The following is a 12,665-nucleotide window of genomic DNA, read 5'->3' on the forward strand; positions in this document are numbered from 1 at the left end:
TGCGGGGCGACTGATCCGGCCGTTCCGACGCTGCGTAGAAGGCTGCATGAATGCGTTTGAGGGTAACATCGTGCCGGGCGGCCAGAGCGTGCGCCGGACGCAACGTCGGAGACCGCTGGTGAAGCTGTCCGACGAACCCGTGCGCGCACCGTCAGGTCAGGAACTGTCCGATCTCATCGTCCGCATCGGCGCAGAACGCGACCGGCAGGCCTTCACGGCGGTCTATGCGCATTTCGCGCCGCGGGTGAAATCGTTCCTCATGCGCTCGGGTTGCACCGCCGCCATGGCGGAGGAACTGGCGCAGGAGGCGATGGTGTCGCTCTGGGCCAAGGCCGCCAGCTTCGATCCCGCGAAGGCCGGCGCCTCGACCTGGGTGTTCACCATCGCGCGCAACCTGCGGATCGACCATCTGCGCCGCCAGCGCCCGGCCGAACAGATCGGCCTCGCACTGGAGGAGGAAAGCGATCCCATGCCGGACGGCGAAGCCAATCTCCTCGCCACCGAGCGCGACGACACGCTGCGCGCGGCGCTCGCCAACCTGTCGACCGAGCAGGCGACGATCGTGCGGCTCTCCTTCTATCAGGACAAGGCGCATTCGGAGATCGCCCGCGAGCTCGGCCTGCCGCTCGGCACGGTGAAGTCGCGGGTGCGCCTCGCGCTGGCGCGGCTGCGCGCTCTGCTGGAGGAACGGGTATGAGCGCCGTTTCTCCCGTCAACCACCATCCCAGCGACGAGACCCTGCTGCGCTACGCCGCCGGCCGCCTGCCGGCGGGAGCCTCCGTGGTGATCGCGACGCATCTGGAAGGCTGCCCGGTATGCCGGGCGCGCTTCGCCAATTTCGCCGCCATGGGTGGCCGGCTGGTGGAGGAGGCGTCGCCCGAGCTGATGGCGCCGAACGCGCTGGCCGAGGCGATGGCACGCATCGACGCGCTCGACGCGACGCCGCCCACGCCGCCGCCCGCGCGCATCGTGCGCCATGACATCGCGCTCGATCTGCCGAGGGCGCTGCGCCGTTGCGATGTCGGCCGCTGGCGCTGGTTCGGCCCCGGCGTGCATCTGAGCCGCGTCACCATTCCCGAGGCCCCGGCGGCACGCCTGACGCTGCTGCGCGTCGGCGCCGGGAGGGCGCTGCCGGAGCATGGGCATTCCGGGCTTGAGTTCACGCAGGTGCTGACTGGCTCCTTCACCGACGAATTCGGCACATTTCGGCCCGGCGATCTCGCCGAGATGGACAGCGAGGTCGAGCACCAGCCGGTGGTCGACAAGCAGGGCGAGTGCATCTGCCTCGCCGCCTTCGACGGCGAAATGGTGCTGAGCGGCCTGTTCGGCCGGCTGGTGCAACCCTTCCTGAAGCTCTGAGGCGGCGATGGCGAGCGTCACGCCGGCCATGGTGATCGCCGTTGTCGCGGTGTTCCTCGCCGTGGCGATGAGCTTCGCCTGGTGGCTCGCGACGCGGAGCGGGCAGAGCGGCTACATCGATACGGTATGGTCGTTTGCCACCGGCTTTGCCGCCATGGGTGCCGCGCTCGCCCCCTTCGACGGAGCTACCCAGACCCGTGCCCGGGTGGTCGCGGGCCTCCTCGCGCTGTGGGCGTTGCGGCTCGGCCTGCACATCCTTGCCCGCACCCGGCAGGGCGGCGACGACCCACGCTATGCGGCGCTTAAACGCGAATGGGGCGCGCAGGCCGATCTGCGGCTGTTCCTGTTCCTGCAGATCCAGGCCGGCGCCGGCCTCGTGCTGGCGCTGTGCGCGATGGCGGCCGCGCACAATCCCCTGCCGTTCGGCGGGTTCGGCGATGTTCTCGGCATCGCCGTGGCGTTGGTCGCGCTGGCGGGCGAGGGCGTCGCCGACCGCCAGCTCGCCCGCTTTCGCGCCGACCCGGCCAATCGCGGTCGCATCTGCGATGCCGGCCTGTGGGGCTATAGTCGGCACCCGAACTATTTCTTCGAATGGCTGGGCTGGCTGGCCTATCCGCTGATCGCCATCGACCTGTCGGGAAGCTATCCGTGGGGATGGGTCGCGCTTGCCGGGCCGGCGATGATGTACTGGCTGCTGGTCTACGCCTCAGGCATCCCGCCGACCGAGGCGCACATGCTGCGCTCGCGCGGTGAAGCGTTCTGCGCCTATCAGCGCCGCGTCAATGCGTTCTGGCCCAGCCCGCCGAAAGCGCTCTAGCGTCCGCCCGCCAGCGCCTGCGACACGACAAAGCCGATGGTTGCGGCCAGCGCGGTGGCGAGGGTGCCCCACGCCGTGTCGGCGAGCGTGACGGTGAGTGACCAGCCCTTCAACGTCGCCAGATTGGTCAGGTTGTAGGTGCCGTAGCCCAGCAGCCCGACCAGAGCGCCATGAAGCAGCGCCGTGGTCCAGCGCCCGCTCTGCCACGCAGGCTGGAGGGCGAAGAACACAATGCCAGCGACATAGAGGAGGTAGAAGATGGCGGCGGGCGCGAAGCGGAAGCCGTCCAGCATCAGCTCGCCCAGTTGCGGCCGGTAGAGCCGGCTCGCCATGGTTCCTAGCCACAGCGCGTCGAGCAGCAGGAAGGCGAGGCCGGTGGCGAGGTAGCCGATCGCGAGGGGGGCGAGCATGGGGCGTTTCCTTGATGGATCTGCCCCGACTTACGTTCCTGCCGGGCCTGCGGATCATTCGGCGGCGTCGCGCAACCATCCCCGTCCTGTCCCTTGCCAGCCTCGCGGGGCTGTGGTCCGTTGGCGGGGTATCCGGTTGCTTACCTCAGAGGCCCATGCACCGATCCGCGCCCCGCCCGCGCCGCGTTCCATCGAGGCCCCGCGCATGCTGATGCCGGACGCTTCCCTCGTTGCCGCGCGGCGTCGGCGCAGCCTCATCGCGGTTCTGCTGTGCAACGTGCTGGAATGGTTCGACTTCGCCGTCTACGGCATGCTCGCGGTCTATCTCGCGCGGGCCTTCTTCCCGGGTGACAGCGCCCATGTCGGCCTGCTCGCCACGCTGGCGGTGTTCGGCGTCAGTTTCGTCATGCGCCCGCTCGGTGGGCTGCTGCTCGGCGGCATCGGCGACGGACGCGGGCGCAAGCCGGCGCTGCTGGTCGCGGCCGGGCTGATGGCGGCGAGCACCTTCGCCATCGGCCTCATTCCCGCGCATGAGCGGATCGGCATGCTCGCGCCAGTGCTGCTGCTGGCCGCGCGGCTGGCGCAAGGCTTCTCCGCCGGCGGCGAATGGGGCGTGGCCAACGCCTTCCTCTTGGAATCGGCGCCCCTCGGGCGGCGCGGCTTCGCCACCAGCTTCATGGCGGCGACGGTCGCGCTCGGCAGCGGGCTGGCCAGCGCGCTGACGGCGGCTCTGGTGGGCTTCCTGCCGGCGGCGGCGATGGAAAGCTGGGGCTGGCGCGTGCCGTTCCTGCTCGGCGGCGTGCTCGGTCTGGTCGCGCTGTGGCTGCGCACCGGCCTCGATGAGACCCCGGTCTATCGCGGCGAGGCCGGCACTGCCGTGTCGGCCGGCGAGGTTTTGCGGCGTGTGCATCGACCGATGCTGACGGTGTTCGGCCTTACCATGCACTGGACGGTGTGCTTCTACGTCTTCCTCATCTACCTCCCGCTGTTCACCCAGAAACAGGGTGGGCTGAGCCCGAGCGAGGCGAACTGGGCCAACACGCTGTCCACCATCGCCATCATGCTGCTGGTGCCACTGGTCGGGCATCTGTCCGACCGGCATGGCCGTCGCCCGTTTCTCATGGCCTCCTGCGTGCTTATCCTGCTGCTGACGCTGCCGGCGCTGTGGAGCATCGCCAACATCCAGGGCTTTGCGCTGACCGCTGCGATCGAGTTGCTGCTCGGGGCCTCGATCGCGCTCTATTCCGGCGCCGCGCCGGCCGTGCTGGTGGAGCTGTTCGCCGCGCGCGACCGCTCGCGCTGGTCGTCCGTCGCCTATGCGCTGGCGGCGGCGGTGTTCGGCGGCTTCGCCCCGTTCATCGCGGTGTGGCTGACCGGGGCGCTGGGCAGCCCGCTGGCGCCGGCGCTGTATGTGATCGCCGCCAGCGCGACCAGCCTCGTCACCATCTGGCACATGCCGGAGACCGCGCACGCGCCCGTCGCCTGAGCGGGGCTAGTCCGCCTCCGTTGCCGCGGGCTGGCCGCCCGAAAGCGCCGGCGCATGGCCGAAATGGGCGTGGTAGGCGCGCGCGAAGCTGGCATAGCCTTCATAGCCAACGCGCCGCGCGACCTCGCTGATAGACATCTGCCCCGCCTGCAGCATGTCCCGCGCCCGCTCCATGCGGTGCATCTGCGCATAGGCATGCGGGGTGAGGCCGAAGGCGCGGCGGAAGCCGCTGGTGAGCTCGTTGCGGTTCAGCCCGACGCGCAGCGCCAGCATTTCGATGCTCGGCAGTTCGCCGAGCTCGCGCCGGTAGATTTCCGCCGCCGTCTCGATTGCCTTCTGCTTCGCGCGCTCGCTGATGAGCCGCGGCGTGGCGGTACGCTGGGGGCGGTGCAGCTGGGCGACGACGTCGCAGAGGATTTCCACCGTCTTCACGCCGAGGAAGATGCCGCGCAACGGCTCGGCATATTTGCAGCCGAGAATCTGGTCGACGAGGCCGATGCCGGTCGCCGACAGCGGCAGCTGGAGCACCTCCGGCGTGCCCTCGCGCGACAGGAAGATCGGCCGGTAGGGCGCCGGGATCGCCGCGACGTTGAGCTTGTAGTGGTCGAGCAGATGCTGCCGGTCGCAGACGATGAGCAGCCCGCGCAGCTTGCGGCCCGCCTCCACGTCGGAGATCGAGATCGGAACATTGCTGATCTGCAGCAGCTGAGGCGGGACGAGGTCCATGCGCGGGCCGATCCAGCGGCTGTAGCTGCCGGAGATGATGGCCTGGATGCAGACGAGATCGGGCCGCGCCAGCTTCAGGCTATAGGGTTGCCCGGCCTCGAAGTTCAGCACATGCAGCAGCGTGTGGGCATCGATGCGGCGATAGCCGTGTTCGCGCGCGATGAATACCTCGTCGGCGGCACCGAAGACCTGCCGCGACGGCACGAACTCGCCAATGCCGAGGCCGGATTGCAGGGCGCGGAAATCGACGCCGAACTTCCGCTGTTCGTCCAAGGGCATCCTTTCGGCCAACATGTTTCCGACGCCGCCGGATACGGGCGCGATGGCACCCCGCGATAGTGCACTTCTTCACGATCTATATCCAGTTTTCACCGTGCCGTTTGAGCGCCCGTACAGTGGGGCTAGGCGATGATGACCCTTGGCCGATGGCCAGCTCCTCCCGGTGACGGCATGCTCCGCATCCAGCCTTCCCTCGTCAGCGAGCCTTTCGCCCGGCCGTGTCCCGAAAGACCCTCGCGATCGACCGCCGTGCAACCGCTCGACTTCACCACGACTGGCCTGCCGCCCCACCGTCAGTTCGACGCCTTCCGCGCCGCCTATGCCACCGTGCTCGACATGGAGCCGCCCGCCTCTGCCGATGCCGGCTTCCCGGTGGTGCAGCGCACCTGGCCGCTCGGGCGACTCGTGCTCGTCGCCATCACCCTGCCGGATGCTCGCCAGCCGGTGAGGTGGACGCACGCGCCCGGCACCATCCTCGATCACTGGTACGTCGCCCAGCCCTGCCGCTTTGCTGCGAGGCAGGCTCTCCCGCCCGCCCGCCCGCGAGGTCCGCAGTTCCACTCGCTCGCCTACCCTCATGCGGTGAGCCTCGAGGAAGAGGGCGTGCTGCTGCTGTTCATGCCGCGGAACGGGCTGCACGAGACGGGGCCCGTCGACCGGTCCAATGCCGTCGTCGATGGGGGCCTGCTGCCGCTTCTCGGCGATATGATGCTTGCGCTGGCCAACCGCCTGCCCACGCTGGATGGCTGGGCGCTTCCTCATGCGGTGGAGGCGATTGCCGGCGTTTTCAGTGGCATTGCGGCCGCGTCCGGCGCAGTGCTGCCGCAAGCGCCGGCGGGCAATCTGACACTTGTCGAGCGGACGCGGCGGTTGATCCGGGCGCGGCTCGCCGATGACGGGCTTACGCCCGAGCTGATCTGCCGGGAGCTCGGCGTGTCGCGCTCCCGGCTCTACCGCCTGTTCGAGCCGCTGGGCGGCATCTCCTCCTATATCAGGCGGCAGCGGCTGCTCCAGGCGCGCGACGCGCTGGCCGATCCGCAGGAGACGCGGCCGATCATGGCCATCGCCGAGCAATGGGGCTTTGCCGACCCTTCCGTCTTCAGCCGCTCCTTCCGGCAGGAGTTCGGCGTATCGCCGCGCTCCGTCCGCGAGACCGGCATGGCGCGGCGCGGCGCGGCGCCTGCGCGCGGCACGGGCGATCCGTCGTCGGAGCCGGCCAGCCTCGCCGCACTGCTGCGCGCGCTGTCGGGGTAGCCGGTTCCGGGCCGAATTTGCTGCAACGCGAAGGGCTGTGCGAGGTTATTCCACGCCGTATACTGAAAAATCAGCAAAGAAATTCTTCGCAGTCGCAGCAAAATTGCGTCTGCCATGCTGACTTAACACTGATGGGCGTTTGGGATTACATGACAATAATTGGGATATTATGCCAATACATTGAAATTCCAACTGTTCTATAGATTTTACCCGACCGCTGGACTCCTCCTTCCCCGAGGCGCGCATGGCTGAAAAATCGACCGGCAAACTCTCCCTGTTCTCGCTGACGGCGATGGTCGTCGGCTCGATGGTGGGGGCAGGCATTTTCAACCTGCCCGGCCGTTTCGCCACGGCGACCGGCCCCTTCGGCGCCATCATCGCCTGGCTCATCGCCGGCACTGGCATGTACATGCTGGCGCGGGTGTTCCAGGCGCTGGCGGAAAAGCGCCCGGACATCGATTCCGGCGTGTTCGCCTATGCCAAGGCCGGCTTCGGCGATTATATGGGCTTCCTCTCGGCCTTCGGTTACTGGCTCGGCAGCTGCCTCGGCAATGTGTTCTACTGGGTGCTGATCGGCTCGACGCTGGGCCGCTTCTTCCCGGATATTTTCGGCGACGGCTCGACCGCCACCGCGATCATCGTGTCGCTGGCCGGCATCTGGCTGTTCCATTTCATGATCCTGCGCGGCGTCGAGCAGGCGACCTTCATCAACACGGTCGTCACCATCGCCAAGATCGTGCCGATCCTGGTGGCGGTCCTCGCCTTCGTGTTCTTCTTCAACTATGCGCAATTCTCGGAGAACTTCTTCGGCGGCGTGAACATGCCGGAGAAGACGCTGCTGGCGCAGGTGCGCGACACCATGCTCATCACCGTCTTCGTGTTCCTCGGCATCGAGGGCGCCAGCGTCTATTCCCGCTATGCCAAGAAGCGGTCGGATGTCGGCTCCGCCACCATTCTCGGCTTCGTCGCCGTCACCGGGCTGATGGTGGCGATCACCATGCTGCCTTACGCCACCGCACCGCGCGCGGCGATCGCGGGCGTCGCCAATCCCTCGCTGGCCGGCGCGCTGGAACTGGTGGTCGGCCATTGGGGTGCAGTACTGATCTCCATCGGCGTGCTGGTGTCGGTGCTCGGTGCTTATCTCGCCTGGTCGCTGATCTGCGCCGAGGTGCTGTTCGCCGCGGCGAAATCCCAGGACATGCCAAAGCTGTTCGCGGCGCAGAACGGCAACCGCGTGCCGGCCAACGCGCTGTGGCTGACCAATATCGTCGTCTCGCTGTTCGTGATCTCCACCTACTGGTCGCGCGACGCCTTCAACTTCATGCTCGATATGACCAGCGTGACCGCGCTGCTGCCCTACCTGCTCGTGGCGGGTTATGGCGTGCTGCTGGCGCGCAGCGGCGTCGGCTACGAGAAGACGCCGGATGAGCGCGGCCGCGACCAGATCTTCGCCTGGATCGCGGTGGTCTACACGCTGTTCATGTTCGTCGCCGCCGGCCTGAAATACGTGCTGCTGGTGGCGGTGCTGTTCGTGCCGGGCACCATCCTTCTCTACTTCTGGGCCCGCCGCGAGCAGCAGGCGCGCGTGTTCACGCCGGTCGAACTGGTGATCTTCGCCGTGACCGTGGTGGCGGGCGCCATCGGCACCTACGGCCTCCTCACCGGCCTCATCACACCCTGACAAGAACAAGCATCGGGAGCCTCATCATGGAAACGACGTTCGGCGTCCATTCGGAAGTCGGTCAGCTGCGCAAGGTCATGGTCTGCGCGCCGGGCCGCGCCCATCAGCGCCTCACCCCGAGCAATTGCGACGACCTGCTGTTCGACGACGTGCTGTGGGTCGATGTCGCCAAGCGCGACCATTTCGACTTCATCACCAAGATGCGCGACCGCGGCATCGAGGTGGTGGAGATGCATAATCTGCTGACCGAGACCGTGGCGATCCCCGAGGCCAAGACGTGGATCCTCGACAACCAGGTGTCGCCGAACCAGATCGGCCTCGGCTTTGTCGACGAGGTGCGCTCCTATCTCGAGGGCCTGCCGAACCGCCAGCTCGCCGAGACGCTGATCGGCGGCCTGTCGACCTACGAGTTCCCCGAGACCATCGGCGGCGAGACGCTGGCGCTGATCCGCGACGCCGCCGGCGTCAACGAATACCTGCTGCCGCCGCTGCCCAACACGCTCTACACCCGCGACACCACCTGCTGGATCTATGGCGGCGTCACGCTGAACCCGCTCTACTGGCCGGCGCGGCACGAGGAGACCATCCTCACCACCGCGATCTACAAGTTCCATCCCGACTTCGCCGGCAAGGTGAAGGTGTGGTGGGGCGACCCGACCAAGGACTGGGGCCTCGCCACGCTGGAAGGTGGCGACGTGATGCCGATCGGCAAGGGCAACGTGCTCATCGGCATGAGCGAGCGTACCTCGCGCCAGGCGATCAGCCAGGCCGCCGCCGCTCTCTTCGAGCAGGGTGCGGCCGAGCGCGTCATCATCGCCGCCATGCCGAAGCTGCGCGCGGCGATGCATCTCGACACCGTCTTCACCTTCGCCGACCGCGACTGCGTGCTGCTCTACCCCGACATCGTCGACAAGATCGAGTGCTTCTCCTACCGGCCGGACGGCAAGGGCGGCATCACGCTCTCCAAGGACAAGGGCCTCGTCGAGACGGTGAAGGAGGCGCTGGGGCTGAAGGAGATCCGAGTCGTCGAGACCGGCGGCAACGACTATATGCGCGAGCGCACGCAGTGGGACAGTGGCGCCAACCTCGTCTGCGCCTCGCCGGGCGTGGTCTTCGCCTATGACCGCAATACCTACGCCAACACGCTGCTGCGCAAGGCGGGCATCGAGGTCATCACCATCGACGGTTCCGAGCTCGGGCGCGGGCGCGGAGGCGGCCATTGCATGACCTGCCCGATCATCCGCGACGCGGTGGACTTCTGAGCGAAGGAACTCCGGGCCGTCGTGACGGCGGCTTTCTCCCTCTCCCCATTGGGAAGAGGGAGAGTTTGCCGTGCGGCCGTTTCAGGAACCCCGATGACCCAGCCTTCCCCGCAGAAGTTCGCCCTGCCGACGTTGACCGCCATGGTGGTCGGTTCCATGGTCGGGGCGGGCATCTTCTCGCTGCCGCAGACCTTCGGGCGCGTGACCGGCGGGCTGGGCGCGCTCATCGCCTGGGCCATCGCCGGCAGCGGCATGCTGATGCTGGCTTTCGTGTTCCAGACGCTCTCGCGCCGCAAGCCGGAACTGGATGCCGGCGTCTATGCCTATGCCAAGGCCGGCTTCGGCAATTATCCCGGCTTCCTCTCGGCGCTTGGCTACTGGACGGTCTGCTGCCTCGGCAACGTGTCCTACTGGGTACTGATCAAGTCGACGCTGGGTGCGCTGTTCCCGGTGTTCGGTGACGGCAATACCATGGCGGCGGTGGCCGTCTCCTCGCTCGGCATCTGGCTGTTCCATTTCATGATCCTGCGCGGGGTGACGCAGGCGGCCTTCATCAACACCGTGGCGACGGTCGCCAAGATCATCCCGATCCTGATCTTCCTCGTCTTCGTCGCCTTCGGCTTCAAGGCCGACGTCTTCGCGCTCAATTTCTACGGCGGGCCGGGGCTGGAAGTGGAGGGGCTGTTCGCGCAGGTGCGCGGCACCATGCTGGTGACGGTGTTCGTCTTCGTCGGCATCGAGGGTGCCAGCGTCTACTCGCGCTATGCGCGGAAGCGCTCGGATGTGGGCGTCGCCACGCTGCTCGGCTTCCTCGGCGTGCTGTGCCTCTTGGTGCTGGTGACGATGCTGTCCTATGGCGTGCTGCTGCGCCCGGACCTTGCCGTGCTGCGCAACCCCTCCATGGCCGGGGTGCTGCAGGCGGTGGTCGGGCCGTGGGGCGCGGTGTTCGTCAGCGTCGGGCTGATCATCTCGGTGCTAGGCGCCTATCTCTCCTGGTCGCTGCTGGCGGCGGAGGTGCTCTATTCGGCGGCGAAGATGGAGAGCATGCCGGCCTTCCTGGCGGCGGAAAACCGCAACAAGGTGCCCTTCGCCGCGCTGTGGCTCACCAATATCCTGATCCAGCTGTTCCTGATCCTGACGCTGTTCGCCGAGCAGGCTTTCCTGCTGGCGCTGAAGCTCACTTCCTCAATGATCCTGCTGCCGTACCTGCTCACCGCCGCCTATGCGCTGAAGCTGGCGCTGAGCGGGGAGAGCTATGAGCGGGAAGTGAAAGGGCGCGGCGGCGACCTCGTGCGCGCGGGCCTCGCCACGCTCTATGCCGCTGGGCTGATCTATGCCGGCGGGCTGAAATTCCTGCTGCTGTCCCTCGTCATCTACGCGCCGGGCACGCTGCTGTTCGCCGTCGCGCAGAAGGAGCGCGGGCACCGGGTGTTCACCCCGACCGAGCTGCTGCTGTTCGCCATCGCCGCCGGTGGGGCGGTGCTGGCGGTCTACGGGCTGGCGACCGGCCGCATCAGCGTGTGAGGAGCGCCGGGGGATCGCCGAGGACGGCGAGCAGGTCCTCGCGCAGCTGCGGCGCGCAGCCGATCGCCCGGTCGGCGCGGGTGAAGTCGCCATCCTCATTGAAGGGGCCGGTCCAGCCGCCGGCCTCGCGGATCAGCAGCAGCCCGGCGAGGCAGTCCCAGGCGTGCATCTGCGGCTCGTAATAGGCGGCGAGCCGGCCGCAGGCGACATGGGCGAGGCTGAGCGCGCCGGAGCCGCTGCGCACGAACATGCCGCCCGCGCCGAGCAGCCGCTCGATCACTGCGGCGACATGGGCCGCCGGCACGCGGAAACTGGCACCGATCGAGGTCAACCCGTGCCGCAGGTCAGTGTGGATGTCGACGTGGATCGGCGCATCGTTGAGGCTGGCGCCTTCGCCCACCACGGCGGCGAACAGCTCGCCGGCATTCGGGTCGAGGATGAAGCCGGCCACGGTCTGCCCGTCCTCCACCAGCGCCAGTGCGATGCACCAGTTGCGCAGGCCGTGCACGAAGCAGCTGGTGCCGTCGATGGGGTCGAGCACCCAAAGGAAACCCGAGCGAGTGGGGGCGGCACCGAATTCCTCGCCGAGGAAGCCGTCGCCGGGGAATGCCTCGGCGACGCGCGCGCGCACCAGCTGCTCGACTTCGCGGTCGGCGATGCTCACCACATCCTGCCCATTGGCCTTGGCCTCGACGGTCAGCGTCGCCACCCGCGCGAAATAGGACAAGGCCAGTGCGGCAGCCTCGGGCAGCAGCGCGCGTGCGAGTGCGAGCCGCGCGGCAAGCGCAGGGGAACGGGTCACGAAGGAACTCCGGGAAGGGAGGAGGTGGTCGCGCGCTCGACATAGAGCGCCGCGAGCCGCGCGGTCGAGGGATCGGCGTCGGGCGCGGCCAGCCGGCGGTCGAGATGGGCGAGCGTATGGGCGGCGATGTCGGCCGGGTCCTGCCGGAAGGTGCTGAGCCGGTACGCGTCCCATGCGGCCTCGGGGATGTCGTCGAAGCCGATGACGCGGACGTCGCGCGGAATGTCGAGGCCGAAGCGGTGGCGCGCCGCGTCCATCAGCCCGAAGGCGACGAGGTCGTTCACGCAGAACACTCCCTCGGGACGCTCCGCCCGGTCGAACAGGGCATTCGCGGCCTCCTGTCCGCCGGCATAGTCGGTGTCGGCGCCGCGCACGGCGATCACCTCGGCCCCGAGCGCGCGTGCCTCCTCGGTGAAGGCGATCTCGCGCTCGGTAATGCTCGGCGTGCCGGAGGCCGAGCCGGCAAAGCCGAGCCGCCGCAGGCCCTGCGCGTGGAGCAGGCGGGCGGCGGCGCGGGCGGCGCCGTCATTGTCGATCCGCACATGGTCGCAGCCGGGCTCCGAGCGGCCGATGGAGATGATCGGCTGCCCGTTGCGCCGCGCCAGCTCGACGAAGGAGGAGGGCGGCGAGCCGGAAAGGATGATCGTCGCCTCGGCGCGATAGCCGAACAGCGCCGCCTGCGCGGCCTGTAGCTCCGCCTCGGAGGCGCCGGTGTTGATGAGGAAGGGCAGGTTGCCGCGCCGGATCAATGCAGTGGTCAGCGCCGCCACCAGATGCGCGCGGAAGCCGACCTCCGGCCGGGTGACGACGAGGCCGACCAGCCGGCTGCGATTGGTGAGCAGGCCGCGCGCGAGATCGTTGACCTGGTAGCCGAGCTCGGCGGCGGCGTGCATCACCCGCTCGCGGGTTTCCGGCGCGATGCTGGCGCCGGGCGTGAAGGCGCGCGACACCGCCGAGCGCGAGACGCCGGCAAGCTGCGCCACCTGCTGCGCGCTGACGAAGCGCCGCGCATTGGCCGCCTCGTCGGAGAACTGGAATGTCGCGGAGGAAGCCCTCGGTATTGAA

12 protein-coding genes are annotated in these 12,665 nt (G+C 68.3%); 8 read left to right on the forward strand and 4 right to left on the reverse strand.

The window, feature by feature from the left end; translation table 11 throughout:
* The first annotated feature begins 118 nt into the window (after positions 1-118).
* From ACO2RV_RS02865 to ACO2RV_RS02875, 3 genes are read left to right on the forward strand one after another with little or no spacing between them, the layout of a single operon-like run.
* Positions 119-697 carry a sigma-70 family RNA polymerase sigma factor gene (locus ACO2RV_RS02865; RefSeq protein WP_423289591.1) on the forward strand — a complete coding sequence of 193 codons (579 nt, stop codon included), beginning with the start codon at positions 119-121 and terminating at the stop codon, positions 695-697.
* Complete coding sequence (locus tag ACO2RV_RS02870; RefSeq protein WP_423289593.1) at positions 694-1,359, forward strand: ChrR family anti-sigma-E factor; 666 nt, start codon at positions 694-696, stop codon at positions 1,357-1,359. Before ACO2RV_RS02865 ends, ACO2RV_RS02870 begins: the two co-directional genes overlap by 4 nt.
* 7 nt (positions 1,360-1,366) lie before the next feature.
* Entirely contained in the window at positions 1,367-2,176 is an 810-nt protein-coding gene (locus ACO2RV_RS02875; RefSeq protein ID WP_423289595.1) for a DUF1295 domain-containing protein, read from the forward strand.
* Here ACO2RV_RS02875 and ACO2RV_RS02880 read toward each other — a convergent pair.
* Positions 2,173-2,586, reverse strand: coding sequence for a DUF2177 family protein (locus ACO2RV_RS02880; RefSeq protein WP_423289597.1), 414 nt, complete (start codon positions 2,584-2,586; stop codon positions 2,173-2,175). The genes ACO2RV_RS02875 and ACO2RV_RS02880 overlap by 4 nt on opposite strands.
* A 136-nt stretch (positions 2,587-2,722) precedes the next feature.
* Between ACO2RV_RS02880 and ACO2RV_RS02885 the strand changes: the two genes are divergently transcribed.
* Entirely contained in the window at positions 2,723-4,072 is a 1,350-nt protein-coding gene (locus ACO2RV_RS02885; RefSeq protein ID WP_423289599.1) for an MFS transporter, read from the forward strand.
* Between the two features lie 6 nt (positions 4,073-4,078).
* Here the strand turns inward: ACO2RV_RS02885 and ACO2RV_RS02890 are convergent, their stop codons facing one another.
* Positions 4,079-5,071: a helix-turn-helix domain-containing protein gene (locus tag ACO2RV_RS02890; protein ID WP_423289601.1), complete on the reverse strand. Its 993-nt coding sequence runs from the start codon at positions 5,069-5,071 to the stop codon at positions 4,079-4,081.
* Positions 5,072-5,326: 255 nt separating this feature from the next.
* Here ACO2RV_RS02890 and ACO2RV_RS02895 point away from each other — a divergent pair, with 255 nt between their 5' ends.
* The 4 genes from ACO2RV_RS02895 to ACO2RV_RS02910 all read left to right on the forward strand — a co-directional run bounded on the left by ACO2RV_RS02895 (position 5,327) and on the right by ACO2RV_RS02910 (position 10,798).
* Positions 5,327-6,331: a helix-turn-helix transcriptional regulator gene (locus ACO2RV_RS02895; protein WP_423289603.1), complete on the forward strand. Its 1,005-nt coding sequence runs from the start codon at positions 5,327-5,329 to the stop codon at positions 6,329-6,331.
* Positions 6,332-6,575: 244 nt separating this feature from the next.
* The gene (locus ACO2RV_RS02900; protein ID WP_423289605.1) at positions 6,576-8,012 is read left to right on the forward strand and encodes a basic amino acid/polyamine antiporter; all 1,437 of its coding nucleotides are present in this window, start codon (positions 6,576-6,578) and stop codon (positions 8,010-8,012) included.
* A 26-nt stretch (positions 8,013-8,038) separates the two neighbouring features.
* Positions 8,039-9,274, forward strand: coding sequence for an arginine deiminase (locus ACO2RV_RS02905; RefSeq protein WP_423289607.1), 1,236 nt, complete (start codon positions 8,039-8,041; stop codon positions 9,272-9,274).
* A 93-nt stretch (positions 9,275-9,367) separates the two neighbouring features.
* Positions 9,368-10,798, forward strand: a complete 1,431-nt coding sequence (locus tag ACO2RV_RS02910; protein WP_423289609.1) for a basic amino acid/polyamine antiporter — start codon at positions 9,368-9,370, stop codon at positions 10,796-10,798.
* Here the strand turns inward: ACO2RV_RS02910 and ACO2RV_RS02915 are convergent.
* Complete coding sequence (locus ACO2RV_RS02915; protein WP_423289611.1) at positions 10,788-11,600, reverse strand: inositol monophosphatase family protein; 813 nt, start codon at positions 11,598-11,600, stop codon at positions 10,788-10,790. The two genes, ACO2RV_RS02910 and ACO2RV_RS02915, sit on opposite strands and share 11 nt — an antisense overlap.
* Positions 11,597-12,661, reverse strand: coding sequence for a LacI family DNA-binding transcriptional regulator (locus tag ACO2RV_RS02920; RefSeq protein ID WP_423289881.1), 1,065 nt, complete (start codon positions 12,659-12,661; stop codon positions 11,597-11,599). The genes ACO2RV_RS02915 and ACO2RV_RS02920 overlap by 4 nt, the downstream gene beginning before the upstream one ends.
* Between the last annotated feature and the right edge of the window lie 4 nt (positions 12,662-12,665).

The sequence above is a fragment of the Ancylobacter sp. VNQ12 genome (assembly GCF_049445835.1).
Classification (GTDB): Bacteria; Pseudomonadota; Alphaproteobacteria; order Rhizobiales; family Xanthobacteraceae; genus Ancylobacter.

Bases quoted from the DNA above. Each gene is read 5' to 3' on its own strand.
- ACO2RV_RS02870 (WP_423289593.1), top strand. From the start codon at position 694: ATGAGCGCCGTTTCTCCCGTCAACCACCATCCCAGCGACGAGACCCTG.
- ACO2RV_RS02875 (WP_423289595.1), top strand. From the start codon at position 1,367: ATGGCGAGCGTCACGCCGGCCATGGTGATCGCCGTTGTCGCGGTGTTC.
- ACO2RV_RS02880 (WP_423289597.1), bottom strand. From the start codon at position 2,586: ATGCTCGCCCCCCTCGCGATCGGCTACCTCGCCACCGGCCTCGCCTTC.
- ACO2RV_RS02900 (WP_423289605.1), top strand. From the start codon at position 6,576: ATGGCTGAAAAATCGACCGGCAAACTCTCCCTGTTCTCGCTGACGGCG.
- ACO2RV_RS02905 (WP_423289607.1), top strand. From the start codon at position 8,039: ATGGAAACGACGTTCGGCGTCCATTCGGAAGTCGGTCAGCTGCGCAAG.
- ACO2RV_RS02910 (WP_423289609.1), top strand. From the start codon at position 9,368: ATGACCCAGCCTTCCCCGCAGAAGTTCGCCCTGCCGACGTTGACCGCC.